Source organism: Rhizobium sp. P44RR-XXIV (assembly GCF_001999485.2).
GTDB lineage: Bacteria > Pseudomonadota > Alphaproteobacteria > Rhizobiales > Rhizobiaceae > Rhizobium.
In genome coordinates, this window is record NZ_MPVZ02000028.1 from 1,607,763 (window position 1) to 1,632,632 (window position 24,870).

A 24,870-nucleotide genomic window follows, 5' to 3' on the forward strand; every position below is an offset into this window, starting at 1 on the left:
CGCGGATCTGATGACGAAGGTTGCAAGCTTTTTCGCCACCGCGACATCACAACTACAAATACCAGCTGGCTAAACCGCCATTTCTGCATGGCTCGCAATGAAGCTGTAACGAATTTGAGCTAATTTACACGCATTTCCTAAATCGCTATGGAATTCCTATGGAAAATAGGGCTATTCTTGATCGGTTTGCAGCACCCGCCTCCCGGAAACCGCAATGCTCGCGCGTCTGATCGCCCTCCTGCTTCTTTGCCCCACCTCGGCATTTGCTGCTGACTGGTGGTCCTATGACAATGCGGGCTTCGGTTATGCGATCGAGTTGCCGTCGGACTTCCATCTTTCGGCACCATCCGACGACCTCAATCGCCTTGCGCTGTCACCGGCGGACCGATCCGCGATGCTGCAGGTTTTCGGCACGGCGGTCGCCAATGGCGACTTCACGACGGAAGCGAATGTGCGTGTCGCGCTGGCCAAGGATCAGGGCTGGAAGATCTCCTATTCCAAATCAACTTCGCGCGGCATCAGCTTTTCGGGCACGAAACAGGGCCGCATCGTCTATGTTCGCGGCGTGGCGCTTTGCAACGGCGGAGCCGCGTTCTTCCAGATGGATTATTCAAAGGCGGACATGCAGCGCTACGACGTCATCGTTATGCGTCTGGCGCGCAGCCTGCGGTCGACGAAGAAGTGCACGCCGACGGCGCAGGTCGTCAAAAACCTTCCGGTGACAGGCTGAAACATGTGAGCACCGCCGAATAGTGCACGGCGGCGGCGGCAACCACGAAGCCGTGCCAGATGGCATTCTGGAAGCGCAGCTTTTCCCATACGTGAAAGATGACGCCGAGCGAGTAGATCACCCCGCCGATGACGATCAGCAGCATCGAGGCGAAAGGGATATACATCGAAACGGGCTTGGCCACGACGATACCGCTCCAGCCCATGGCAAGATAGAGCAGGATCGCCAGCCGATCGTATCGCCCCGGAAACAGGCATTTCAGCACGATGCCGAAGGCCGCGAAAACCCAGACCGCGATCAACATGGCAAACAGCAGCGGATCCTCGGCACCGCGCTCGAGAAAAGGCGTATAGGTGGCGGCAATCAGCACATAGATGAAGGAATGGTCGAAACGCCGAAGAAACCACTTCGTCCGCGACACGGGCCACAGATTATAGGTGAAGGACATGCCCAAGGTCAGCACGAGGCCGATGCTGTAGATCCAGGCGGCGGCGATCTCTCCATGGGAGCTCCAGACGGTCGCGTAGAAGATCAGTACGGTCGCGCCGATGAGCGCAAATATGACGCCGACGCCGTTGACAATGCTGTCGGCGATCACTTCATACCGGTCGTAAGCCCAGCGAATGCCCTTGTAGTCGGCCATATAGTGCGTGTTCCAATTCCGTAACCGCCCGATCCTTGCACCTCGCCAAGGTGGACGCAACCGCACGGAACGGGCATTTCGATAAATCTTCGTGAACGGCTAAGGCATCTCGTCAACAAGAAGCGAACGCTCAATCCGCAATTTCTGGCCTTCTGTGAACAATGTAATTCCGCCATATACAACATCAAGTACAGCGGGCCGAGAATATCAAAGAGGCATATCAACCGGCGAAATCTCTGACCCGCCACTGACGGCCCCTTGCCGCCGACGCCGGTTGCCTTTTTCACATGTATCGAGGTTGGAACTGACCCCCATGACCGAAATCGCCCCTTCCTACGCACTGACACGCCCTGCCTATGTCGGCCAATCGCATCTCGTCGTCACCGACCTGCCATTGGTGTCGCGCTTCTATCAGAACATGCTCGGCCTGAAGGTGATCGAGAAGACGGCAAGCGGCGAAGTCTTGGGTGTCGCCGGCCAGCCCCTGTTGACCTTGACCACGGATCGGGCTGCAGTGCGCGCCCCACAATCGGCCGCCGGCCTGTTTCATACCGCCTTCCTTTTGCCGAACCGCGTGGAGCTTGCCCGCTGGCTGCGGCATGCCGCACAGAATAACGTCGTGCTGGAGGGTGCATCGGATCATATCGTCAGCGAGGCGATCTATCTTTCCGACCCCGAGGGCAACGGCATCGAGATCTATGCTGACCGGCCGCACGACCAGTGGAAATTCCACGGCGACGGTACAGTGGAGATGGCAACGCTGCGGCTCGATCTGCAGGCGCTCTACGAAAGCGCGCCGCAGGATCGCTGGGACGGCATGGCCGATGGTTCGGCCATCGGGCACATCCATCTGCAAGTGGGCGACGTTGCCGAAGCCAACGCCTTCTATCGCGACGTTCTCGGCATGAAGGTCATGGCTGCGCGCTATCCCGGCGCGACTTTCCTTGCGACCGGCGGCTATCACCACCATCTCGGCGCCAATACGTGGAACAGCCGAGGTGCTGGCGTCCGCTCCGAGCACATGACTGGCCTCTCGGATTACACACTGCGTTTCAACGACAAGGCCGCACTCGACAGTGCTGTCGCCGCTCTGGAGCAGCACGAGATCAAGACCGAGAAGCGCGATGGCGGCGTTTCGTTGCGCGATCCCTGGGGCATCGGACTGAACCTGATCGCCTGATTCCCCCAACACACCCAGACGTATCGAGGCCCGCTCCGGAACCGGAACGGGTCTTTCGCGTTTGAGTGGTAAGGCGATCGTGCCTTCGGGGATTTGACGGGCATGGAGATCGATAAAACCGCCGGCAGCCAGCCACGCGGCCCGGCGGGGCGTGAAGGCGGTTCCAGCTCGGGGCGAAACACGCCCCAAGGATCTGGCAATGACACAGCCGCCTCCGAGCTCGTGGATGATCCGCCACAAAGCCAGCTTCAAGTCGCCGCCTCCTGGGCGACCATAGGCATCTTCCTCATTCTCGCGCTCGCCGGCGTCTACATGATGTCGATCATCCTCATTCCGGTGACGCTGGCTGTCGTGGTCGGCATGATCCTCGGCCTGGCGGCGGAGAAACTCAGCAAGCTCGGCGTGCCGCGCATCCTCAACGCTGTCCTTCTCTCGTCGGCCGTGGCGCTGGCCATCTTCCTAATTATCAATGCGCTGGCGGGACCGCTGGCCAAGCTGGCGCAGGAGGCTCCTGATTTTTTCCAGCGAACCTCCGATAGGCTGATGCCTTATCTCGATCGGTTCAAATGGCTGCACATTTCGCCGGAAACCTTCCAGAGCGGCCCCATGTCGATCAGCACCCTGCTGGAAAACAGCGGCAATGTTCTGCATGTCGTTTCCAGCAATCTCACTCCGGCCATCGTTCAAATCCTGATCTTCTTTGCGGCATTGCTGTTGTTTCTCGCCAGCCGCATCACCCTGCGCAAGACGATCATCATGGCCTTTTCCAACAGGGCGGCGAGACTGACGACGATCCGGATCATCAATGCGGTCGAGCAGGTGCTCGGCTTCTACTTCGCCACGGCTTCGCTGATCTATGCCGGCATCGGCGTCGCCATGACCATCATCGCCTATGTCGGCGGCTTGAGCGTACCGGTGCTCTGGGGCGTCTTCGCCTTCGTTGCCAGCTTCATCCCGTTCCTCGGCGTCACGACGATGACGATCGCGCTGGCGATTGCCGGGATCATTACGCATTCGGACATCGTCATCGCACTCGCCCCCGCCATTGTCTTCTTTGCGGTGCATTTGGCCGTGGAAAACCTGGTCTTTCCGGCAATCATGGGCCGGCAATGGGAACTCAATCCCTTTGTCGTTTTCTTCGCCATCATCTTCTGGACATGGATGTGGGGAGCCGTCGGCGCCATGCTGGCGCTGCCGCTGTCGCTGATCGTCATGACGGTCATCAACGAGCTTTTCATCGAGGAAAAGGTCCAGCCGCAACTGCCCGGCTGAGGCAGAACCGCGCTTTACGCCATCAGTTCGTGGTGCCGTCGTCGCCCTTTTCGGGGATATCCTGCAGGCGGACGAACTGCACGCCCTTGGCTTTCAGCGCCAGAATGCTGGCCGCCACGCCCTCGCCGGCTGCATGTGTCGGCTGATTGATATGGGAGATGATGACATCGCCGTCCTTGGCTGAGGCATATTGCTTCTCGACCATCCTGGCCGGCAGCAGCGAGCCGCTGTCGCCATTCACCGAATACCCGGCGATCCGATAACCCATGCCGCGGATCTGCGTAATGGCGGCAGGTGTATATTTCGCGGTCGCGCCGCGGAACCAGCGCGGCTGCGGAATGCCGGCGGCGATCATCGCATCGCTCCCACCCTTGACCTCCTGGGCCACCGCCTGCGGCGATCCGGCGGCGGGAATGCCATAGACCTTTGTGGGGACATCGACAGCGGGAATATGGTTCTGTCCGTGATTTTCCAGCTCGAAGAGATCGGGGTGGGCCAGGAAGACGGCAAGAGAATCGGGATTGGTACGCAGCCAGCGCGCGGTGACGAAGATGGTCGCCGGGATACGCTGATCGACCAGAGTGCTCAGAATGCGCGGATCGGTCTTGCCCATACAGGCGTCGAACGTCAGAGCAATACGCGGCGCACCCTTGCCGGCCCGATTGACGTGCAGATGCGGCTCGACGAGCTTGACGTTGGAGGCCGGAGCCTTGGGCGGCAACTCAGGCCAACCGGCCGGCGGTTGCGCCGGCTGAGCAGCCACGACGACCGAGGCGGTGGCGAAAAGGAATGCGGACGTCAGCAAAAAACGGTTCATCGGGCAGCCACCAAGTGGATCGAGCAATAAAATCTCGCGGAAGAAGCCTGTGATTGCCACAGCTTTTCACGTCGACGCTCGCCATCATCCGGCAACACGCCGGAAATATGGCAAACCGGCGGCAAATGTGGCCATTTCCATCACAATGCACTGAGCTTACAAAGCACAAGGCTGCGGGCTTCAACCAAACCACGTCTATGTTACGATTGATATGAGACCGCCTTAGCACTATCTGCGTATTTTTCGGTGCTCCCAAAGAGAGACATGCATGAGCCGCGATCCCTATGAAATTCTGGGCGTAAAACGGGATGCCCCGCAAAAGGATGTCCAAAGCGCCTATCGCAAGCTTGCCAAGAAGCTGCACCCCGATCTCAACCCTGGCGACAAGCAGGCAGAAGACAAGTTCAAGGAAGTCTCGGCAGCCTATGGCATCGTCGGCGATGAGGAAAAACGTGCGCGTTTTGACCGTGGCGAGATCGACAGCAGCGGCGCCGAGAAGCCGCCGCGCAGCTATTACCGTGATTACGCTGCCAATGAAGGTCAGCGTGGCCCCTATCAGAATGCCGGCGGATTTGCCGATTTCGGCGATGCCGACGACATGTTTTCCAATTTCTTTTCGCGGCGCAGCCGAGGCCAATCCCAGATGCAGGGTCAAGATCGTCACTATACAATGGAAGTCGACTTTCTTGACGCCATCAACGGCGTGAAAAAGCAGATCAGCCTGCCCGATGGGCCGGAGCTGGACGTCCAGATACCGCCGGGCACCCGCGACGGACAGACGCTGCGCCTGAAGGGCAAGGGCGACCCCGGCTTTAACGGCGGCAAGCCCGGAGATGCGCTGATTGCGGTACATGTGCCTCCGCACCGTTTCTACACGCGCGACGGTGACGATATCCGGCTGGAGCTGCCGATCTCACTGACCGAGGCGGTGTTGGGCGGAAAGGTCCGTGTTCCCACTCCATCCGGCGCCGTCACAGTGACACTGCAGCCGAATTCAAATTCCGGCAAGGTGCTGCGGCTGAAGGGCAAGGGTGCGCCGGTGCGCGGGAAGGACAACGGCGACGCCTACGTCACTTTGAAGGTAGTCCTTCCCGATGTGGCTGACCCCGAGCTCACGCGTTTCGTCTCCGAGTGGGAGGCAGGCAAGACGCAAGATCCCAGAAAGACCATGGGAGAATAGGTGATGGAAGAGAAAGAGTTTCGACTGCACCTCGAGATCGAGACGACGGTGCTGGAAGTCTGGATCTCGCAAGGCTGGCTGGTGCCGGAAATCACCGACCGGGGCAGGACTTTCCGCGAGGCCGATATTGCGCGCGGCCAGCTCATTCTCGATCTCAGCAACGCCATGGGCCTCAACGAGCCCGGTGTCGATGTCGTCATGGATCTGGTCGATCAGCTTCACAGTCTCCGCGCAACGCTGCGCGACGTGACGGATGCCGTCCGCCGCCAGCCGCCCGATGTGCAGGAGCGCATCCTGTCTGAACTTGCGCGCGTGGAAGGCCAAAGGCTGCGCTAGCCTCTGGCGGAATCGACCGGTCGTTCAATTATAGAGATAGTGCTGCTGCCAGCTGTCGCGCGGCACCTTGTCGCCAATCTGATAGCTCAATTCCCGAACATGAACATGCTGCGGGCCAGTGACGCAATTATACGAGAGATGATACCAGTCGCCCTTGCTGCGGAAGACTGCGCCGGGCGCATTCATGGAATCGGTGTTCATCGCGGGGTCGCCGAAGGTATAGGCAATCACCTTGTCCGGCTTGAAGCCAGTCTTGTCCGTGCCAATCCGCTTCATCGCCTCCGCGTCGCAGGCCTGCTCCATCCGTTCGGAGGGATCGAGCTTCTCCAATTCCTTCTTCATGGTCGCATCAACGGCAAAGGCGGAGTTGGCGAAAGCGGCCAAAGGGATAAGGAGGGCAAAGAATTTCAGCATGATGACCGTCCCGTGCATTGTTCTGGATTTGATTGCGTCCATTCCACCGGGGAAGGCGGTTCAACCGCCCTATGTCGACGCATTACGTGTCGACTTCGGTAAAGAATGTGGTCTCATCAAGGCAACGTTCCCCTCGGATTTTCCGCACGCTGCCTGTTCGACCGAGATTAATTACCACGACTTGCATGAAGCTTGAGGACACACTTGCCTATTGAACCTCGCGCGGCTGCCCTCTATTTCTCTCTTCTCCTCGCATCTGACTTTCATACCAGAGAAAGCGCTCCAGTGTCAGTTTTCAAGAGCCTCCCCACGCCGCCTGCCGCCCCGAAAAAGCCCGTTACGGATACGCGCCACGGCATCAGCCGCAGCGACGATTACGCCTGGCTGCGCGCCGACAACTGGCAGGCGATGTTCAAGGATCCGTCGATCCTGGCCCCGGAAATCCGCGCGCATCTGGAGGCCGAAAACACCTATATGAATGCGGCTATGGCCGACACGAAGGACCTGCAGAAGGCGCTGTTCGCCGAGATGAAGGGCCGCATCAAGGAGGATGACAGTTCTGTTCCGGTCAAGGATGGCCCTTACGCCTACGGCACGCTCTTCGTCACCGGTGGCGAGCAGCCGCATTATTTCCGCGAGGCCCGCGACGGCGGCGACCGCAAGCTGCTGTTGAACGGCGACAAGGAGAATGAAGGGAAGTCCTATTTCCGCCTCTCCGGCATCGACCATTCCACCGACCACAGCCACGGCATCTGGGGCTTTGACGACAAGGGCTCGGAATATTTCACGCTGAAGGTTCGCAACCTCGAGACCGGCGAAGATCTTGCCGATGTACTCGACAATACCGGTGGCGGCGGCGTCTGGGCGCCCGACGGCAAGAGCTTCTTCTACACGCTGCAGGACGAGAACCATCGCCCGTCGAAGATCTTCCATCACATCATCGGCACGCCGCAATCCGACGACCGTCTGGTTTATGAAGAGGAAGATGCCGGTTTCTTCATGGGCGTCGGCGGCTCGCTGTTGGATGATTATATCTTCATCGATATCCACGACCACGAGACCAGCGAATACCGCATCATCCCGACCTCGGATCTGACGGCCGAGCCGAAGCTGGTGGCGGAGCGCGAGACCGGGATCGAATATGAGATCACGGAGGGGGGTGAGGTCTTCTACATTCTGACGAATGACGGCGACGCCAAGGATTTCAAGATCATGGAGACGCCGGCCGACAGACCGGGCAAGGAAAACTGGCGCGAGATCGTTGCCCACAAGCCAGGCACGCTGATCCTTAGCCACATGGCCTATGCCCGCCACCTCATCTGGCTGGAGCGCAAGGACGGTCTGCCGCGCATCATCATCCGCGACCGCCGCAGCGGCGAGGAACATTCCATCGCCTTCGAGGAAGAAGCCTATTCGCTCGGCCTGCAAGGGGCTGCGGAATACGATACGGATGTCATCCGCTTCTCCTATTCGTCGATGACGACGCCGAGCCAGCTCTACGATTACAATATGGTGACGCGCGAGCGCACCCTGTTGAAGACGCAGGAAGTGCCCTCGGGTCATAATCCGGCCGATTACGTGACCCGCCGCGTCTTCGCTCCCGCCTGGGATGGAGAACAGGTGCCGGTGACCCTGCTTTATCGCAAGGACACGCCGCTCGACGGCTCGGCTCCCTGCCTGCTCTATGGGTATGGCGCCTATGGCATCGCCATTCCGTCCGGCTTCAACACCAATTGCCTGTCGCTTGCCGACCGCGGCTTCGTCTATGCCATCGCCCATATCCGCGGTGGCAAGGACAAGGGCTTTTCGTGGTACGAAGACGGCAAGATGGAGAAGAAGACCAACACGTTCAAGGACTTCATCGCCGCTGCCGACTATCTGAATGAGCAGAAGTTCACCTCTTACGCGAAGATCATCGCCGAGGGCGGTTCGGCGGGCGGCATGCTGATGGGCGCGGTTGCCAATATGGCGCCGGAAAAATTCGCTGGCGTCATCGCCGCCGTCCCCTTCGTCGACGTGCTCAACACCATGCTCGACGACACCCTGCCGCTGACCCCGCCGGAATGGCCCGAATGGGGCAACCCGATCGACAGCAAGGAAGAATACGAGCAGATCGCCGCCTACAGCCCCTATGACAATGTCGGCGAAAAGCCCTACCCACCCATCCTCGCGCTTGGCGGCCTCACCGATCCTCGCGTTACCTATTGGGAACCGGCGAAATGGGTTGCCAAGCTGCGCGACAAGACGACGGGCGATGCGCCGATCCTGTTGAAGACCAACATGGATGCCGGTCATGGCGGTGCGTCAGGTCGTTTCCAGCGCCTGGAGGAAGTGGCGTTCGAATATTCCTTCGCCATCAAGGTCGCGAATAAGATGTAGGCGAAATGCCGGGAGGAACCGATGACCGTCTTTGTCGCCCTGCTGCGTGCCGTCAATGTCGGCGGCACCGGCACATTGCCGATGGCGGAACTGAAGGTGCTCTGCGAGGAGATCGGCTTCACTGATGTGAAGACCTATATCCAGAGCGGCAACCTGCTTTTTCGCTCGGATGAGGCCGAGGCCACGGTGAAGGCACGCCTGGAGGAGGCATTGGCGCGCAAGATGGGCAAATCGCCCGGCGTGATCCTGCGCAGCCGCCGGGAGCTAGAGACCGCAGCGGAAAGCTCCCCCTTCCCGAATGCCAAGCCGAACTATCTGCTCGTAACCTTCCTTCCCGAAGCAGCGCCGAAGGATGCGCTCGACAAGCTCGCCGCCCCCGGTGGCGAAGAGGTGCAGGTGGCAGGCAGGGAAATCTACATCCACTATCCCGACGGCTCGGGGCGTTCGAAATTGAAGCTGCCGGCGCTAAAGGCGGGAACAGCGCGAAATCTCAACACGGTGAGGAAACTGGCGGAAATGGCGCGTGAGCTGGAAGATGACAAAGGCTGACGACACTGCGGGATACGATCGGACTGCGACCCGCAGCTTGCGTCTCTTCCTCGCCCGCCCTACCTTAGGGACATGAGCTCTCTTCCTTCCGAAACAGCTGCGTTTCAAGCGCCACCCGTTCCGTTCGACAATAGCTATGCGCGCCTGCCGCAGCAGTTCTTCGCGGACCAGGCGCCGACGGCTGTGGCGGCGCCGCGACTGATCAAATTCAACGAGGCACTGGCGCGAGAGCTCGGGCTCGACGTGGCCGCGCTGGAGCGTGATGGCGCAGCGATCTTTTCGGGAAACCAGCTTTTGCCGGGATCACAGCCAATTGCCATGGCCTATGCCGGACACCAGTTCGGTAGTTTCGTGCCGCAGCTCGGCGATGGTCGCGCGATCCTTCTCGGCGAGGTGAAGGACCGCAACGGCAGACGACGCGATATTCAGCTTAAAGGTGCTGGCCCGACGCCGTTTTCGCGGCGTGGTGACGGGCGTGCGGCGCTCGGTCCGGTGCTGCGCGAATATATCGTCAGCGAGGCCATGCACGCGCTGGGTATTCCCACAACACGGGCACTGGCGGCTGTGAGCACCGGGGAGCCGGTTTACCGCGAGACGGCACTGCCCGGCGCGATCGTCACGCGCGTAGCCGCGAGCCACATCCGCGTCGGCACCTTCCAGTTCTTTGCAGCGCGCGGCGATACCGACAGCCTGCGGACACTGGCGGATCATGTCATTGCGCGCCATTATCCTGAAATCAGAGACAGGGTGAACCCTTATCTGGCGCTTCTCGAAGCCGTGGCCGAACGGCAGGCGGCGCTGATCGCCCGCTGGCTGCATGTCGGCTTCATCCATGGTGTCATGAACACCGACAACATGACCGTTTCAGGCGAGACGATCGACTTCGGTCCCTGCGCCTTCATGGATGCCTATGATCCGGCAACCGTGTTTTCTTCAATCGACCGCAACGGTCGCTATGCCTATGCCAACCAGCCGGCGATTGGCCAATGGAACCTTGCGCGCCTCGGCGAGACGCTGATTCCGCTGATCGACCCATCGCCCGACGCGGCGATCGACCTGGCAAATACCGTCATCAAAGCCTATGGCGAGCGCTTCCAGGCCCATTGGCTTGCGGGCATGCGCGCCAAGATCGGTCTGGCGAACGAAGAAGATGGCGATCTTGAGCTGATCCAGTCGCTGCTGGCGATCATGCAGCAACAGAGCGCCGATTTCACGCTCGCATTCCGCCGGCTTTCCTCTCTCGTCGCCGATGACGATGTCACGAATTTTGCCGGGACCTTCGAGGATCCGCAATCCCTAGCGCCCTGGCTTGAGCGCTGGCGCGAGCGGCTGGAGCGCGACCCCCGGACTGCGGCGGTACGGGCGCAGGCAATGCGAAAGGCCAACCCGGCCTTCATTCCGCGCAATCATCGAATCGAGCAGGCGATCCAGGCCGCGGTCGAGGACGAGGATTTCTCGCTGTTCGAAGCGCTGCTGGAGGTGCTTTCCAGGCCCTACGAGGATCAGCCGTCTTTCGCTCCCTATGCCGAGCCGCCCTTACCGGCGGAACGGGTACTGCAGACCTTCTGCGGCACCTGAGAAACGCCGGATGCACAAGCCCCGGACAGGTTTGCGGAGTCATCGTCGCGTCAAACCCTACAGGGAGATATGACGATGAAGGTGCACCACAGCACGCAGAATTACTTCAGCACACCGATCCGCGGCAGCCAGCAGGATGCCGATGGTGACGACAGCACGCCTTTTACCCTGCCGGGCGGCGATGGCGATCAGCAGGAAGAATCGCAAGGACCTTCGATCTCGTCGAGCGGCGTCCCGTCCTCGATTTCGTCCGGCTTCTGGCTCAGCCAGATCGGCGCGACATCGTCTTCGGCATCCGACGGCAGCACCGATGAAGACGATTCGTCAGCTGCAAGCAGCAGCAGCTCGGCAGCATCGGCCAAACAGTCAAACCAGGACATTCTGGATGAGTTTGCCAAATGGGCAAACATGACGCCGGCCGAAAAGATCCGCGCGCAATATCTCGACGCGCATGGCCTGACGGAAGATTCCTTCAAGTCGCTGTCCGCCGACGATCAGAAGGCCATCAACGACCAGATCGCCGATGAGATCAAGCAGAAGCTCGGCGTCAACAATAGCGACGACGACAAGGAAACCGATAGCGCGTCCTCTGCCTTGTCTCTCGTTTGAACCTATTGCCACGTTACATGAAGGCGATGCGATCCTGATTCACATCACGATCGCATCGCCTTGTTTTATCTACCGTATTTCCTGCTATTGCCCGACCATACCGACGACGATTTTGCCGACTTCGGCAAAGACGGCTTCGATGTCTTTCGCCGGTGCCGTGCCCTCGGCGACGAAGGTCGTCACCAGGATCGGGCCGCGCTCCGGCGGCCAGATGACGGCAACATCGGCATAGGAGCCGTTATTGCCGGTCCCGGTCTTGTCGCCGACCTTCCACTCTTTCGTCAGTCCGGCGCGCAGGCGATTGTTGCCCGTGGTGTTGCCGACGAGCCAGTTGACCAATTGATCCCTGGATGTTTCCGACAGCGTATTGCCGAGCGTCAGAAGACCGATACTGTCGAGCATGGCATCCGGCGTCGTCGTATCGCGCGGATCGTCCTTGATCGCCTGATTGACGTCTGGCTCGTTGCGATCGAGGCGGGTTTCCGTATCGCCGGTGGTGCGCAGCCACGCGGTCAGTGCCGCAGGACCGCCAAAGCTTTCGAGCAGCAGGTTACCGGCGGTGTTGTCGCTCAGCGTGATCGCAGCACCGCAAAGCTCGGCAATGGTCATGCCATCGGTGCCGGCATGCTTTTCCGTTTCCGGCGAATAGGTGACAACCTTGTCCTTGCCATAAGCAACGCGACGGTCGAGCTTCTCGACACCCTGGTCGACGCGCGCCAGCACGAAACCGACGGCGAGCGCCTTGTAGGTGCTGCACAGCGGAAAATGCTCTTCTTCACGATGGCCGAGCGAAATATTGGTTTCTGTATCGAGCACGGATACGCCGAGCCGGCCGCCGGTCTTCTTTTCCAGATCCGCCAGCTGCTTGTCGACATCGTCGGAGAGTTGCGAATTGTCCTGCGCCGCGTCGGTTCCATCCATACCCTGCCGGCTGGCATCCGGTGTTGCCGCGTTGTCCGTTGCGGCGGGGGGCTGCGGCGAGGCGCTGCTATCCTCGGCAAACAGCAAATCCGGGCCGAATGTCAGGGCGGGAACGAGCAGCGCCGAGCCGGCCACGAGGCGGCGGCGGGTGAGCAATATGGGCATGCGAAAGCCTCCAGCAGAATCGGGCAGATTGAGGGCTATGCGAGGAATGCGGCAAGCCTCTGACCACTCCGATTGCTATCTGATTTCATGCCGCCTTGTCGACCGTGACTTCAACGGTGACGTGAGATAGCTCATGAATATCGGCGAGCCGGGCCTTGTAGAAGGCGGGGTCGCGCGACATGGGTGTCGCCACCGCCACGATCGCCGCGTGGTGTCCAGGCCCGACTTGCCAGACATGGAGGTCGGTGATGCGATCCTCGCCGGTTTCGATGGCTTCGCGGATCTCATCCGGCAAGTCTTCGCCCACCGGAATGAAATCGAGCAGAATGGCACCGGAGGCCCGCAGCAGGCTCCACGACCACTGCAGGATCACCAGTCCGCCGACAATGCCCATCAACGGATCGAGGAAGGTCCAGCCAAAACGGCTGCCGAGCAGCAACGCGGCAATGGCAAGAACAGAGGTCATCGCATCGGCGATGACATGAATATAGGCCGAGCGCAGATTGTTGTCCTTGCCGCCGGGAGCGTGGTCGTGGCCGTGGTCATGATGGTGTTCATGTGCGTGGGAATGGCCATGATGATCGTGGCCATGATCGCCGCGCAGGAGCCATGCGCTGACGAGATTGACCACGAGACCCGCCACCGCAATGGCGATCGCCTCGCGGAAGTTGATGGCGACCGGATTGACGAGCCGCTGCAAGCTCTCCCACCCCATCAGCAAAGCAATCCCCGCCAGCACGATAGCGCTGGCGAACCCGGCGAGATCGCCGAGCTTGCCGGTGCCGAAGGTGAAGCGCGCATTGTGAGCGTGCCGGCGCGCATAGAGATAGGCGAGCGCCGAAATCAGCATGGCGCTGGCATGGGTCGACATGTGCCAGCCATCGGCAATCAGCGCCATGGAGCCATAGACCGAGCCCGCGCCGATCTCGACCACCATCATGACCGCCGTCAGCGCGATGACGAGCCAGATGCGCCTCTCGTTGCGGCTATGATCGGAGCCGAGAAAGACGTGGCTATGGCCCATTTCGGAGGAAATACTCATGACATCATTCTCCTGTTGAACATGCTGAAATCCCGATCAACGCAGGTAGGTCTTCAGCACATCGGATATTTCATCGACCGCCTGGCGGCGGGCCTCGTCACTTTCAGCATGGAGTACATGCTCATGCAGATGATCTTCCAAGATCTCACCCGTCAGCCCAGTCAGCGCACCGCGAATGGAGGCGAGAAGCTGCAGCACCTCGCCGCACGGCCTTTCCGCTTCCAACGCACGCTCCACCGCCTCCATCTGGCCTTTCAGGCGACGAACGCGTGACAGAAGCTTGGCTTGCTGGCGAATGGTGTGGGACATCTGCACCTCGAGATATAATATAGGGGGGTATACTATTATTAAGTCCAGGAGGGAAGCCCGCCCTTGCAAATTCCCGAAGCGCTCGCATATATTGCTCTAGAGACTAGAGGTATTGGAGATTATGCCATGTTGTCGATCGGCGAGCTGTCCAAGCGTACCGGCGTGAAAGTGCCGACCATCCGCTATTACGAGCAGATGGGACTGATCTCGGAGCCTGACCGCAGCGAAGGCAACCAGCGGCGCTATTCGAAGACCGATCTGGAACGGCTGGCTTTCATCCGCCATGGCCGCGACCTCGGCCTGACGATCGACGCTATCAAGGAACTGATCTCGCTTAGCCAGCATCCGGACAGCCCCTGCGTCGGCGCCGACCGCATCGCCCGTGAGCATCTGGACGATGTGCGCATCAAGATCGCGCAGCTGAAGAGGCTGGAGCACGAGTTGGAACGCATCGTCTCGCATTGCGACGGCCACAGCATCGAGGATTGCTATGTGATCCGGGCGCTTTCGGATCACGGACTATGCGAACACGAGCATTAGGGGGCCATTGACAAATGCGCTGAAGCGGATCATCTATGCGCCCATGATCAAGCACGCGCTCCACAATCGCTCGTATTTTTGGCTGTACCTGTAAGGGGCGGCCAAGACAGATCATTTTGTCAACAAGCCGCCGTCAGGCGGCTTTGTTGTATCGGCAGCGTCCTGACGGCTCATTGAAATAACAAGGACGCAGAATGCCATGCTAGACGATAGCGACATCTCACTACTTCGCCCACCTGTTCTGACCATCCGCAATGCGCAGCCGCGCGACCTGCCGGAACTGAACGACATGATCCGGCTGCTGGCCGCCCATCACGGCGATCCCTCCGGCGCAACCGCCGAACAGCTCGAGCGCGATCTTTTCGGCCCGATGCCCTGGATCACGGCGCTGGTGGCTGAAGGCGATGACGGGCTGATCGGCTACGCCATCCTCGTGCCGCTCTACAAGGCGCAAGAGGGACAGCGGGGCATGGACCTGCATCATCTCTTCGTGCGCGACGGCCATCGCGGCCACGGCATCGGGCAACATCTCGTTGACCGCGCCCGCGAAGTGGCCCGCAAGTCCGGCTGCAGCTATCTTTCCGTGGGCGCCGCCACAGGCAATGTCCAGGCGCACCGCTTCTACGAAAACATGGATTTCAAGCCGCGGCCGGTGACCGGCATGCGCTATCTGCAGGCACTTGCCTGATGCCGGGCTTTAGAGGGATTGCCGTCGAACGCACTTAATTTAGTGATCGATGGCGATCCCACGGCCTGCAAAGAACTTCTCGAACACCTCCAGCGACATCTCCGCATTCTCACGCGTCGCATCGACGTGACCGGACGGATTGTGGAAGCGGATCCTGCTTCCATCGATGGCCGTCACCAGCACCAGATGGCCGCCCTTGGCCGGCGGCTCGGTCTCGGGCCAGCGGATCGAGTGATGCACTGACGCGATAAAGAACTCCGATTGCCCGAGGATATCGCCAATGTCGGCGACGGAAATTCCGGTGACGACCCTGGCATTCAGATCGAAGCGCTCCCTGACGAAGGGAACGAAGGGCGCATAGATCAGCCCCTTGATCCTGCCATCCGGCTCCTCAACATAACCGCCGTAATCCTTGCATCCCATCGCCAGATCCATAATCGGCGCTGTTTTGCCGGTGCGGGCGGCAAGCACCATCTTCAGGCAGGCCATACCGCAGAGATTGCCGGCCCAGCGGGCATAATCCTCGACGGTGCGGGCACCGGACGACGCCCAGAGCGGGTCCCCAAGCAAAGCCACCTGCGCGCCTTCGGCGACGACAGCCAGCGTCATGTCAGGCGTTTCCCATTGGCTGAAATAAGGAACCCTATGCGCCACCCTTGCGTCCACGACTGCTCTCTCCCGTTGCCGAATCCCGCGCTATTGCCGCTATAAGCTTTATCGGAAATGCGCTAGAAAAATGGCTGTCAGCTTCGATCTGTAACGGGGGGCGTGCCTTGGAACAGCGGTTCACATTCGATGGTGTCGCCAAGCTCTATAACAATGCGCGCCCCACCTATCCTGACAGGCTCTTCGACGATGTGATCGCCTTCGCCGGCCTCAACGACAGGGATGAGATCCTTGAAATCGGCTGCGGCACGGGCCAGGCGACGCAGGCGTTTGCGCGGCGGGGTCTTTCCGTTCTCGCGCTCGATCCGGGCGAGGACCTGATCGCGGTCGCACGGAAAGGTCTGGAGGAGTTTCCCAGGGTTCGCTTTGCGCAGGCCACCTTCGAGGCATGGCCGGGCGAAGAGGTAGCGTTCAAGCTTGTGGCGGCGGCACAATCTTTCCACTGGGTTGCGCCGGAACCGCGCTTCGCCAAGACAGCCGCCCAGCTTGCGCCGGATGGAACGCTCGCGGTTTTCGGCAATGTCCCGATACCGCCCGAGCCGCCATTCGCGGAAAAATTCGCCGATATCTTCGCCCGCCATGCTCCGCAGCTTGCGGGTCCTCCAGCGGAGGCCTGGTATCTGCCAGATGGTCCGTTTGCCGAATTACTGCGCCAGTCCGAATATTTCGATGCACCGACACAGCGATGCTACCGCTGGAGCCGAGCGCACACCGCGCAAAGCTACACCGACCTGCTGCGCACGCTCTCAAGCTATCGGCTCTTGCCTGACGATCGGCGGGAAGCGCTGTTTTCCGAGCTTGCCGATGCCATCACCGCCCAAGGGGGCGAATTCGAGCTGCATTACGAAACGCATCTCTATCTCGCCCGGCGCTCGGGTTGATCAAAATAACCTCCCCTCACCGCGACGGCAGCGCCTTCAGATAAGCCGCGATCGCCTCGCGATCGGTGGCCGGCAGGTGGGCGATGTTTTGCTGCACTTCGGCCATCGAGCCGCCAGCGGAATCGTAGTCTGGTGTGAACCCGGTTTCGAGATAGTTGGCGATATCGCCGGCGCTCCAGCTGCCGATGGCCTTCGAGCCGGGCGTTATATCGGGAATCTGGCCCTTGCCTTCCGGATTGGGGGCTCCGGCCAGCCATTGGCCGCTCAAGAAGCCGCCGAGGGCATCGCGCGGGGTGTGGCACTCGCCGCAATGGCCCGGGCCCTCCACCAGATACTGGCCACGTTTGATCTTGTCGTCGGCATTGGCAATCACGACGCGCGGCTGATCGTTGAGATAAAGGAATTTCCAGCCGCCGAGCGCCAGCCGGATGTTGAAGGGAAACGGCAGTTCATGCGGCGGGGCGACATTGTCGCTCTTCGGCAGCGTCTTCATAAAGGCCCAGAGATCGTTGATGTCCTTGTCGCTCATGCGGGTATAGGAGCCGTACGGGAAGGACGGATAGAGATGTTCGCCGTTTTTACCGACGCCGCGCTTCATGGCGTTGCCGAAATCGGTAAGTGTCCAGCTGCCGAGCCCGGCCTTTTCATCCGGCGAGATGTTCGGCACATGGAAGGTGCCGAAGGGGCTCGTCAGTGCAAGGCCGCCTGACAGTACCAGCTTGGCATCACCTTGGGCGCCGGGAGCAGCGTGACAGCTCGTACAGCCGCCGGCCCAGAACACCATCTCGCCATTCTTGACATCGGGATCGCCGAGGTTGGCCCAATGGCTTGCCGGCAAGGGCGACGGTGCGGTGATCACATAGAACGCGCCACAGCCAAGAACGATCACGCCGACAAGGCAAAGCAGCCACCGGACAAACCGCGCCATCACATCTACCCCCTTAGCTCGGCTTTAAAACTACAAGGCACCGCACCGGCGGCAAGGCCGGTGCGGATGCCGAAACCAATTCTGAGACGAGATCGACCTACCGCTTAGTCCTTCTTGATGCGGTAGGCCTGATGACAGGCGCCACAGCTGCCACCGAGCGTCTTCAACGTCGCGCCGACGCCAGCCTTGTCAGCCGGAAGCTGGGCGAGTGCCGTCTCGGCATCGGTGGAAAGCTTGGCGGCGTGCGCCTTGAAGTCATCGAGATTGTCCCAGATTTTCGGATTGACCTCGGCATCGGTCTTGTCGCTCTGCGGATTGAACTGATCCGGGAACGCCTTTGCCGTTTCGGCGATCGTCGTCAGCGACGCCTTGACGATATCGGCATCATAGGGCTTGTCGCCCTTGGCAATCGCGCCGAGAGCCCCCGTGGCGCCGCCGATCTTCTTCATCATCCCGATGCGGGAGTCATGCGTGCCGTCGGCTGCGACGACCGAACCCAGTGCGACGCCGGCCAGAGCCGTCGCCATCACAATCGCTTTCCACTTCATTTCGTTCTCCTACCTCTCCGGTGTTCAAGACCGCGCATGCGGCCCGGCGCATGATTACGGCGACATGTTTGCCGGTTTCCCCTCCGGCAATGAAGTCACAAAGTGGTGAGAGCTAAGTGAAATCAGTGTCATGCTATCGACACACACATTCGCCGCCACAGCCGTCACCCCAATTTCAGGCCCTCCCAGACCGTGAATGCCGAGACTGCAACGAGCAGCAATCCGGCGGCGCGGCCGGCAAAGGCAGTAGCACCGGGATTGGCGACCAATAGATTACGGCTGCGACCGGCTGTGATGGCAAGGCCGCCATAGATGGCAAACTGCGTTAAGATGGTCATGGCTCCCATGATGACGGCCTGTATCCACATCGGGCCGTAATCCGGCTTCAGGAATTGCGGATAGACGGCAAGGATGAAGAGATAGGCCTTGGGATTGATCAGGCAAGTCACCGCACCCTGGCGGAAAGCCTTCCAGGCGGAGCGGCTGCCGGCCGGACCCTCTTCCCCGACCGTGATGGAACTGCGCATCAGCGTGTAGCCGATGTAGGCCATGTAGGCGCCGCCTAAGACCAACAGCGGATTGAAGAGAACGGGCACGAAATGCATCAGGAGACCGATGCCGATGGCGCCATTCAACGAATGCACGGCGCCGCCGAGCATGATGCCCCCTGTCGCGGCCAATCCGCGATTGCTGCCGCCGGTGAGCGAATTGGCGAGCACGAACAGCATGTCCATGCCCGGAACGATGATGATGCCGAATAGAAGAAGAAAGAAGAGCCAGAGATTTTCTGCGTAACCCATGTCAGTTGCCTATCGTTCTCCGCGCGGATGCGGCAGAGGAAATTGTTGATTTTCAAGTCGATAGGTAGTTCTATAGATCATCCCAACTGACAGGGTATTGTCAGTAGCCTTTAATGCGGGAAGAGGAAATGCGCAAGGCGTCGCGCCTGTTCGAGATCATTCAGATCCTGCGGCTGGCCAAAGGAACTGTTACGGCGGCCGATATCGCGGAACGGCTGGAAGTCACGGTGCGCTCGGTCTACCGCGATATCGCCGCCCTGCAGGCCATGCGGGTGCCGATCGAGGGCGAGCGCGGTATCGGCTATATCCTGCGCCCCGGCTTCGACCTGCCGCCGCTCATGTTCTCGATCGAGGAAATGGAAGCGATCGTCTTGTCGCTGGCGCTTCTGGAGCGCACCGGCGATGATGAGCTAAAGCAGGCTGCCAAGCGCGTCAGCACCAAGATTGCCGGCGCCGTGCCGCCGCCGCTGCGTCAGACCTTCGAGGCCAACGCACTGCATGCCTGGGGCTTTGCCGCTCCGTCGGCCTCGGCCATCGACCTCTCGCTGGTGCGCCGTGCCATTCGCGGCGAGGAAAAGCTCGATCTTGCCTATCGTGACGAACACGGCCGCGCCACAGAGCGCCTGATCCGCCCGATCGCGCTGATCTACTACGCCGAAACCGCCAATATCGTCGCTTGGTGCGAGCTGCGCCAGGCGATCCGCAATTTTCGCAGCGACCGGATCGAGGATTGCCAGGCGACCGGGCTCAGGTTCAAAGGCGAAGGCGACGGGTTGCGGCAGATCTGGGTGAGCGGCTGGCAGACCGGCACTTCCGCCGCAACTGGCTGACATAAAGCTATCAGCCTAACGGCAAGCTCCTGCTTGTCTCTCGTCCGAAGCCGGAGATATCAAGCCGATCCTCGTATACCGAAACGATCGAATAGGCGCTGCTGGTCTCGGTATCGACCATGCCTTTGAAATTGATGAAGTAAGTACCGCCGACAGCACCGAAATTACCAGCGTGATTATGGCCGTTCAGATAGGCGACGATGTGATCATGTTGCGCAAGCAGCGCCAGCATGCGCTCGCTGTCGAGCGCGTTATGCCCGTCCTCGGGGAAGATCGGGTAGTGGTTCATCACGACGACCTTCTCGCCCGCCGTCTTTGCCTCGTGCAGCTTCTCGACCAGCCAGTCATACTGGGCGCTGCCGATGGCGGCGTTCCAGCGCTGCCCGTTCGGGGCGCCCGAGTTCTCCAGCGCCTTCATCAGCGCCTTCGCTTCGTCCCGGCGCGGGTCGTCTTCCGGCGGCGCAAAAACGCTGATCTCGTTGCCATCGAGCGCAATGAAGCGATAGCCGGCATGGCTGAAGTCGTAATAGGCCGACGGCATGCCGACGCGCGTGGAAACGGCCTTCAGATGCTCGGGCGCTATAGCGAAGTCGTGATTACCGAGCAGAAAATGCCTTGGATGACGCAAAGTCTCATAGACAGGGAGAATGGCATCGAAACTCTTCCATTCGCGATCGATGATATCGCCGAGCGTCACCACGAAGGCGAGATCGTGCCGATTGAATTCTTCTATCGCATCGCGAAGCTTGGCGAGGCTGTTCGCCGGATAGCGATTGAGGGCCAGGTTTGGCTCCAGATCGGCATATTGCGGATCGGCGATGACACCAAATCGGAAGAGCGGTGCTGATGGCATTCAGCCTCCTTAGGTCGGCAAGCGGCAGGCGGATACATGGTTGCCGACTGGCTTATAAGAAAACACCCGGCGCCAAGGAGACGCCGGGTGCGAAAACCAGCCGATGCGGCGAAGTTTACTTCGTTGCGGCTTCGTAGCGCTCCAGGACGTAGTCCCAGTTGATCAGGCTATCGATGAAGGCTTCGAGATACTTCGGACGCAGGTTGCGATAGTCGATGTAGTAGGAGTGTTCCCATACGTCGACGCCGAGGATCGGGGTGGCGCCATGAACGAGTGGGTTTTCGCCGTTCGGGGTCTTGGAGATTTCGAGCTTGCCGTTCTTGACGGAAACCCATGCCCAGCCGGAGCCGAACTGAGTGGCGCCGGCAGCGGCGAAATCGGCCTTGAACTTGTCATAGCCGCCGAGGTCGGAGGCGAAGGCTGCTTCGAGCTTGCCAGGCAGCTTGTTGCCGCCGCCGCCCTTCTTCATCCACTTCCAGAAATGGACGTGGTTGTAGTGCTGGGCTGCATTGTTGAAGAGGCCGGCATTCGTGCCGAAGGACTTCTTCACGATCTCTTCGAGCGAGAGATCGGCAAGGCCGGCTTCAGCAGCGAGCTTGTTGCCGTTGTCGACATAGGCCTTGTGATGCTTGTCGTGGTGATATTCGAGCGTCTCACGCGACATGAAGGGCGAAAGGGCTTCGTAATCATAGGGAAGTTCAGGCAATTCGAAAGCCATGGTCATATCTCCTCTTGGCAAAAAATTGCGTCGGCAGGTGATGCGGAACATAGGAGCGGTCACCTGGAAGAGCAACCGCCGACATGCCAAAAAAGTTGCACGCCGGAGGAAAATTTACCCGTCAATCAGTCAGATATCACTTGTGCCGACCAAGCCGGCATGGACACGATGTCGCCGCTTAAATTCGGTATTCGGCAGCCTATTCGCCCTTTCACCAATGACTGGTCTTATTTAAGCCTCAATCATCCTATAGTTGCGCATCTATCGTTTTGAGCAGCTTAGCTCTTCGCGGCGTCAGAGTTCTCGACCCGCTGATCTCCTCAACCGTATGGTCTGACTATCGACGGCACAATTGTCGGCGTTTGATTGTGCCAAGTCCGGGGAGAGAGTGTGTTCAACGGTATCGTCAAGAATTTCGACCTGGAAAAAGGCTACGGCTTCATTCAGCCGACGGACGGAAGTGTCGCTATCTTCGTTCATGCGAAGATCGTGATGAAATCCGGTCTGGAAACGCTTAAAAAGGGTCAGAAACTGATCTTCGAAATGGAGCAGGACGGCATGGGCCGCAGCTCGATTTCCAAACTCAGATTGGCGTGATTGGAACGGAATGCGTTGCTGACCACGGATGTACTGGCAGCCCGCAATCACTCCGCCAACAATCAAGCCACGATGTTCGGCAAGCGGCAGTTCCGCCGTTTTGCCGGACATGCATCTTCCGATAAACAACATCCGCGCCCGAGCGCCACGATAACAAGGCCATTGCAATAGAAGTGGTCGGAAAGACGTAGTCCACCGTGCCCATCCATCGTTTCCCCATCGGCCAGACTGTTCGCCTCAAGAGCATGAAAGGCCTTTCGCCAAAAGCGGCTGATGTTTATCGGATTACGGCTTTTCTTCCTGTGCGGGACAATTCTCCGCAATATCGCATGCGCAATGACGACGTCGCCCAGGAGCGGGTGACCCAGGAAATCGACATAGAGCCGATCTCGGCCCGCGCAGACGCCGAATAAATCAGGCTCGCGCCTTCGCCTTTTTCGTATTGCCAATGCGCCGCCAGACAGCTGCGCATGTCACGCGTCGACAACCATTGTGCCAAAGGCTAGGTTCGCCGAACCGCCGCCATCAAGGTGGCCTTGGCGAGACCAGACCCTTGAAAATAGCCTGCCTGCACACAGCCGACAGCAATATCCCTATCTATGAGGACGCAGCGAGGCAGATTGGCCTGCCGGCTGGCGCCCTCCACCACCATGTCCGCGCCGATCTTCTCCTGACTGCCGAGCGGTTGGGAGGATTGACGGCCGATATCGTGGCGCAAACGGCTGACACCCTGCAACACCTTGCACAGGACGCCGATGCCGTCATCCTCAACTGCTCCACACTCGGTCCGGCATCCTTGCAAGCCGCTACCGCTGCCGCAGCTCCGATCATCAGAGCCGACGGCGTGCTTGCTGACGAGGCTGTAAAAGCGGGCGGCAAAGTTATCATCCTCTGCACCGTCGAAACGACCGTCGACCCGACCACCGAGCTGTTCGAGGCGGCGGCAAAGGCAACAGGCGCCGAAATCGAAGTTCGATTGATCCCCGGCGCATGGGCATTGTTCCGGGCGGGCGATCAACCGGCCTATCTCGCCTCCATCGCAGAAGCGGTAAAGGCTGCCTACGACGAAAACCCTACTACTGTAGCTTTCGCGCAGGCTTCCATGACCGATGCAGCACGATTGCTCCCCGAGACATGCGTGCGCCCCATGAGCGGCCCGACGACCGCGCTCGCCGCAGCTCTGTCAAAGATCGCCGCTGTGTGAATGCAACTGTGATTTCATACCACTCCGGACGGAAAGCGTCAGATGTTGCGCCCGAAATAGACATTCACTTCCGCGATCCTATCGCCGGCGAAGCGGATCAGCTCGACATTGCGGAAGCTGCCACCATCCATTTTCTCGGCGCGATAGCTGACGATCACCTCGCCACCATCGGCAATCAGATGTTCGATGTGAATATCGCGAAACACCTTCTCCCGCGGCCAGCAATGCTCGAAATATCGTCGCCGGTCGATGTGATCGTCACGCGGGCTGGAAAAGGTGAAGTCGGGCGCCAGCATCGGCTCGACGATGTCGGGGTGTTGCGCCACATAGGCGGCGAACAGACGCCGTACCGTGTCACAGCGGGAAGCTTCAAGGGAGTTCATGGCGCATCTCCTTTTCAGGATGGGCAACCAGTTTCGATCTCCGTTCGGGGGCACCATAAACTGATTGCATAATGCAATCAGTTTATAACATGCATCGACCGAACCGACAAGGCGGTTTGCGGACTTGGCATTGACGCCCGTGTGGTCCAAACTCATCCGCAACCCCATCAGCAGGAAGCCATCGTCGTGTCCGAGGCTCATCATCATATATTGGAAAAACTGCGCCGCCTGGCGGCCAAGGACAACCGTCCGACAACGCCGCCGATCGGCGCTAGCAGTTACTCCTCGCTCTTCACCTTCGTCACGCGTGAACGCGAGCGCATCGCCGGATCGGCGTTTTCCCAGGTTTCGATCGTTGCGATCCTCGAAGGCTCCAAGGAGATCCTGAGCATGGGGAGGCATCGGCGCTTTGCTGCCGGTACGGTAATTGTGCTGCCGGCCGGATGGAACGGCGATGTCGTCAACGATCCCGACCCGCAAAGCGGTGTCTATCGGGCGATCTTCATCACCTTTCCCGACGAGCTTGTGCGTCGCGCCGCCAAGGCCTTTCCGCCCGCGCATATCGCCTCGCAGATCGATCTGCCGCTGGATGCGCTGCTGGCTGCCGTGGTTCAGCATGCCGGCGAAGGCATCGCCCAGGGCGGACTGCCGATCGCATTGATCGAACATCGCCTGCTGGAAGTGTTGATGGTGCTCGGCATGCGCGGCGCCCTACCGGGCTCACCGGAAACGACCGCCGAGGCGGTGCGCGCGCTGGTGCGCTGGCAACCCGATCGCCCCTGGACCGCCGATCTCATCGCCGCGGAGCTGGGGACAAGCAACGCGACCCTGCGACGCCGCCTGTCACAGGAGGGAGCATCGCTGCGTGAGGTGCTGGCAAGCGAACGTGTGGCGCTGGCGACGACCTTGCTCACCGAAGACGGACTGTCGTTGCGCGAGGCGGCCCTTGCCACCGGCTACCGCTCCCCTCGCCGCTTCGCCGATCGGCTGCGCAGCGCCTGAGCGTTTCAGGCCGCATATTGAGCGTTTACGTGCGCCGACGCTCCGAATGAATTTGCTAGACCCTGCCCTCGAAAGCTCAACCGAGCTCAAACACGAAAGGGCAACATC

At 60.0% G+C, this 24,870-nt stretch carries 30 protein-coding genes; 17 read left to right on the forward strand and 13 right to left on the reverse strand.

Annotation, left to right across the window (positions count from 1 at the left end; all coding sequences use genetic code 11):
• Positions 1-214: 214 nt before the first annotated feature.
• Positions 215-730 carry a hypothetical protein gene (locus BSK43_RS25015; RefSeq protein ID WP_077472642.1) on the forward strand — a complete coding sequence of 172 codons (516 nt, stop codon included), beginning with the start codon at positions 215-217 and terminating at the stop codon, positions 728-730.
• Here BSK43_RS25015 and BSK43_RS25020 read toward each other — a convergent pair.
• Entirely contained in the window at positions 705-1,373 is a 669-nt protein-coding gene (locus BSK43_RS25020) for a hemolysin III family protein (protein WP_077472643.1), read from the reverse strand. The two genes, BSK43_RS25015 and BSK43_RS25020, sit on opposite strands and share 26 nt — an antisense overlap.
• A 313-nt stretch (positions 1,374-1,686) precedes the next feature.
• On the opposite strand from BSK43_RS25020, the gene BSK43_RS25025 reads away from it, so the two are divergent.
• Positions 1,687-2,553: a VOC family protein gene (locus BSK43_RS25025; RefSeq protein ID WP_077472644.1), complete on the forward strand. Its 867-nt coding sequence runs from the start codon at positions 1,687-1,689 to the stop codon at positions 2,551-2,553.
• 102 nt (positions 2,554-2,655) lie between these two features.
• Entirely contained in the window at positions 2,656-3,825 is a 1,170-nt protein-coding gene (locus tag BSK43_RS25030; RefSeq protein WP_077472645.1) for an AI-2E family transporter, read from the forward strand.
• Positions 3,826-3,847: 22 nt separating this feature from the next.
• Here BSK43_RS25030 and BSK43_RS25035 read toward each other — a convergent pair whose 3' ends face one another.
• A complete protein-coding gene (locus BSK43_RS25035) occupies positions 3,848-4,642 on the reverse strand; it encodes a polysaccharide deacetylase family protein (RefSeq protein ID WP_077472681.1) in 795 nt (264 codons plus the stop codon).
• Between the two features lie 268 nt (positions 4,643-4,910).
• Between BSK43_RS25035 and BSK43_RS25040 the strand changes: the two genes are divergently transcribed.
• Positions 4,911-5,822 carry a DnaJ C-terminal domain-containing protein gene (locus BSK43_RS25040; RefSeq protein WP_077472646.1) on the forward strand — a complete coding sequence of 304 codons (912 nt, stop codon included), beginning with the start codon at positions 4,911-4,913 and terminating at the stop codon, positions 5,820-5,822.
• A 3-nt stretch (positions 5,823-5,825) separates the two neighbouring features.
• Entirely contained in the window at positions 5,826-6,158 is a 333-nt protein-coding gene (locus BSK43_RS25045) for a chaperone modulator CbpM (RefSeq protein WP_077472647.1), read from the forward strand.
• 24 nt (positions 6,159-6,182) lie between these two features.
• Here the strand turns inward: BSK43_RS25045 and BSK43_RS25050 are convergent, their stop codons facing one another.
• The gene (locus BSK43_RS25050; RefSeq protein WP_077472682.1) at positions 6,183-6,572 is read right to left on the reverse strand and encodes a DUF930 domain-containing protein; all 390 of its coding nucleotides are present in this window, start codon (positions 6,570-6,572) and stop codon (positions 6,183-6,185) included.
• Between the two features lie 285 nt (positions 6,573-6,857).
• Between BSK43_RS25050 and BSK43_RS25055 the strand changes: the two genes are divergently transcribed.
• The 4 genes from BSK43_RS25055 to BSK43_RS25070 all read left to right on the forward strand — a co-directional run bounded on the left by BSK43_RS25055 (position 6,858) and on the right by BSK43_RS25070 (position 11,687).
• Positions 6,858-8,951, forward strand: a complete 2,094-nt coding sequence (locus tag BSK43_RS25055) for a S9 family peptidase (protein ID WP_077472648.1) — start codon at positions 6,858-6,860, stop codon at positions 8,949-8,951.
• A gap of 21 nt (positions 8,952-8,972) precedes the next feature.
• A complete protein-coding gene (locus tag BSK43_RS25060) occupies positions 8,973-9,500 on the forward strand; it encodes a DUF1697 domain-containing protein (RefSeq protein ID WP_077472649.1) in 528 nt (175 codons plus the stop codon).
• 72 nt (positions 9,501-9,572) lie between these two features.
• Entirely contained in the window at positions 9,573-11,078 is a 1,506-nt protein-coding gene (locus BSK43_RS25065; protein WP_077472650.1) for a protein adenylyltransferase SelO, read from the forward strand.
• Positions 11,079-11,153: 75 nt separating this feature from the next.
• Positions 11,154-11,687, forward strand: coding sequence for a hypothetical protein (locus BSK43_RS25070; RefSeq protein WP_077472651.1), 534 nt, complete (start codon positions 11,154-11,156; stop codon positions 11,685-11,687).
• An 84-nt stretch (positions 11,688-11,771) separates the two neighbouring features.
• Here BSK43_RS25070 and bla read toward each other — a convergent pair whose 3' ends face one another.
• The 3 genes from bla to dmeR all read right to left on the reverse strand — a co-directional run bounded on the left by bla (position 11,772) and on the right by dmeR (position 14,124).
• Positions 11,772-12,773 carry a class A beta-lactamase gene (gene bla / locus BSK43_RS25075; RefSeq protein ID WP_077472652.1) on the reverse strand — a complete coding sequence of 334 codons (1,002 nt, stop codon included), beginning with the start codon at positions 12,771-12,773 and terminating at the stop codon, positions 11,772-11,774.
• 85 nt (positions 12,774-12,858) lie between these two features.
• On the reverse strand, positions 12,859-13,815 hold the full coding sequence (gene dmeF, locus BSK43_RS25080; protein WP_077472653.1) for a CDF family Co(II)/Ni(II) efflux transporter DmeF: 957 nt from the start codon (positions 13,813-13,815) through the stop codon (positions 12,859-12,861).
• A 36-nt stretch (positions 13,816-13,851) separates the two neighbouring features.
• Positions 13,852-14,124, reverse strand: coding sequence for a Ni(II)/Co(II)-sensing transcriptional repressor DmeR (gene dmeR / locus BSK43_RS25085; RefSeq protein ID WP_077472654.1), 273 nt, complete (start codon positions 14,122-14,124; stop codon positions 13,852-13,854).
• 126 nt (positions 14,125-14,250) lie between these two features.
• On the opposite strand from dmeR, the gene BSK43_RS25090 reads away from it, so the two are divergent.
• Together BSK43_RS25090 and BSK43_RS25095 are read left to right on the forward strand one after the other, a co-directional pair.
• On the forward strand, positions 14,251-14,664 hold the full coding sequence (locus BSK43_RS25090) for a helix-turn-helix domain-containing protein (protein WP_068385294.1): 414 nt from the start codon (positions 14,251-14,253) through the stop codon (positions 14,662-14,664).
• A gap of 199 nt (positions 14,665-14,863) precedes the next feature.
• On the forward strand, positions 14,864-15,352 hold the full coding sequence (locus BSK43_RS25095; protein WP_068385291.1) for a GNAT family N-acetyltransferase: 489 nt from the start codon (positions 14,864-14,866) through the stop codon (positions 15,350-15,352).
• A gap of 39 nt (positions 15,353-15,391) precedes the next feature.
• Here BSK43_RS25095 and BSK43_RS25100 read toward each other — a convergent pair whose 3' ends face one another.
• Complete coding sequence (locus tag BSK43_RS25100; protein ID WP_281406654.1) at positions 15,392-16,018, reverse strand: C39 family peptidase; 627 nt, start codon at positions 16,016-16,018, stop codon at positions 15,392-15,394.
• 107 nt (positions 16,019-16,125) lie between these two features.
• On the opposite strand from BSK43_RS25100, the gene BSK43_RS25105 reads away from it, so the two are divergent.
• Positions 16,126-16,899: a class I SAM-dependent methyltransferase gene (locus BSK43_RS25105; RefSeq protein ID WP_077472656.1), complete on the forward strand. Its 774-nt coding sequence runs from the start codon at positions 16,126-16,128 to the stop codon at positions 16,897-16,899.
• Positions 16,900-16,915: 16 nt separating this feature from the next.
• Here the strand turns inward: BSK43_RS25105 and BSK43_RS25110 are convergent, their stop codons facing one another.
• From BSK43_RS25110 to BSK43_RS25120, 3 genes are all read right to left on the reverse strand, one after another.
• Positions 16,916-17,830, reverse strand: a complete 915-nt coding sequence (locus BSK43_RS25110) for a cytochrome c (RefSeq protein ID WP_077472657.1) — start codon at positions 17,828-17,830, stop codon at positions 16,916-16,918.
• Positions 17,831-17,931: 101 nt separating this feature from the next.
• Positions 17,932-18,375: a cytochrome c gene (locus BSK43_RS25115; RefSeq protein WP_077472658.1), complete on the reverse strand. Its 444-nt coding sequence runs from the start codon at positions 18,373-18,375 to the stop codon at positions 17,932-17,934.
• A gap of 164 nt (positions 18,376-18,539) precedes the next feature.
• Entirely contained in the window at positions 18,540-19,175 is a 636-nt protein-coding gene (locus tag BSK43_RS25120) for a LysE family translocator (RefSeq protein ID WP_077472659.1), read from the reverse strand.
• 128 nt (positions 19,176-19,303) lie between these two features.
• Here BSK43_RS25120 and BSK43_RS25125 point away from each other — a divergent pair, with 128 nt between their 5' ends.
• Complete coding sequence (locus BSK43_RS25125) at positions 19,304-20,005, forward strand: YafY family protein (protein ID WP_077472660.1); 702 nt, start codon at positions 19,304-19,306, stop codon at positions 20,003-20,005.
• A 10-nt stretch (positions 20,006-20,015) separates the two neighbouring features.
• Here BSK43_RS25125 and BSK43_RS25130 read toward each other — a convergent pair whose 3' ends face one another.
• Together BSK43_RS25130 and BSK43_RS25135 are read right to left on the reverse strand one after the other, a co-directional pair.
• Positions 20,016-20,858 (reverse strand): metallophosphoesterase, encoded by an 843-nt coding sequence (locus BSK43_RS25130; RefSeq protein WP_077472661.1) that lies wholly within the window; start codon positions 20,856-20,858, stop codon positions 20,016-20,018.
• A gap of 115 nt (positions 20,859-20,973) precedes the next feature.
• Positions 20,974-21,576 (reverse strand): superoxide dismutase, encoded by a 603-nt coding sequence (locus BSK43_RS25135; RefSeq protein WP_068387638.1) that lies wholly within the window; start codon positions 21,574-21,576, stop codon positions 20,974-20,976.
• A 390-nt stretch (positions 21,577-21,966) separates the two neighbouring features.
• On the opposite strand from BSK43_RS25135, the gene BSK43_RS25140 reads away from it, so the two are divergent.
• From BSK43_RS25140 to BSK43_RS25150, 3 genes are all read left to right on the forward strand, one after another.
• On the forward strand, positions 21,967-22,173 hold the full coding sequence (locus BSK43_RS25140; RefSeq protein WP_068385273.1) for a cold shock domain-containing protein: 207 nt from the start codon (positions 21,967-21,969) through the stop codon (positions 22,171-22,173).
• 197 nt (positions 22,174-22,370) lie between these two features.
• Positions 22,371-22,586 (forward strand): hypothetical protein, encoded by a 216-nt coding sequence (locus BSK43_RS25145; RefSeq protein WP_077472662.1) that lies wholly within the window; start codon positions 22,371-22,373, stop codon positions 22,584-22,586.
• 140 nt (positions 22,587-22,726) lie between these two features.
• Entirely contained in the window at positions 22,727-23,377 is a 651-nt protein-coding gene (locus tag BSK43_RS25150; RefSeq protein ID WP_077472663.1) for an aspartate/glutamate racemase family protein, read from the forward strand.
• Positions 23,378-23,415: 38 nt separating this feature from the next.
• On the opposite strand, the gene BSK43_RS25155 is transcribed toward BSK43_RS25150, so the two are convergent.
• Positions 23,416-23,760 (reverse strand): nuclear transport factor 2 family protein, encoded by a 345-nt coding sequence (locus BSK43_RS25155; RefSeq protein ID WP_077472664.1) that lies wholly within the window; start codon positions 23,758-23,760, stop codon positions 23,416-23,418.
• Positions 23,761-23,946: 186 nt separating this feature from the next.
• On the opposite strand from BSK43_RS25155, the gene BSK43_RS25160 reads away from it, so the two are divergent.
• A complete protein-coding gene (locus BSK43_RS25160) occupies positions 23,947-24,762 on the forward strand; it encodes a helix-turn-helix domain-containing protein (protein ID WP_077472665.1) in 816 nt (271 codons plus the stop codon).
• The last annotated feature ends 108 nt before the right edge of the window (positions 24,763-24,870 follow it).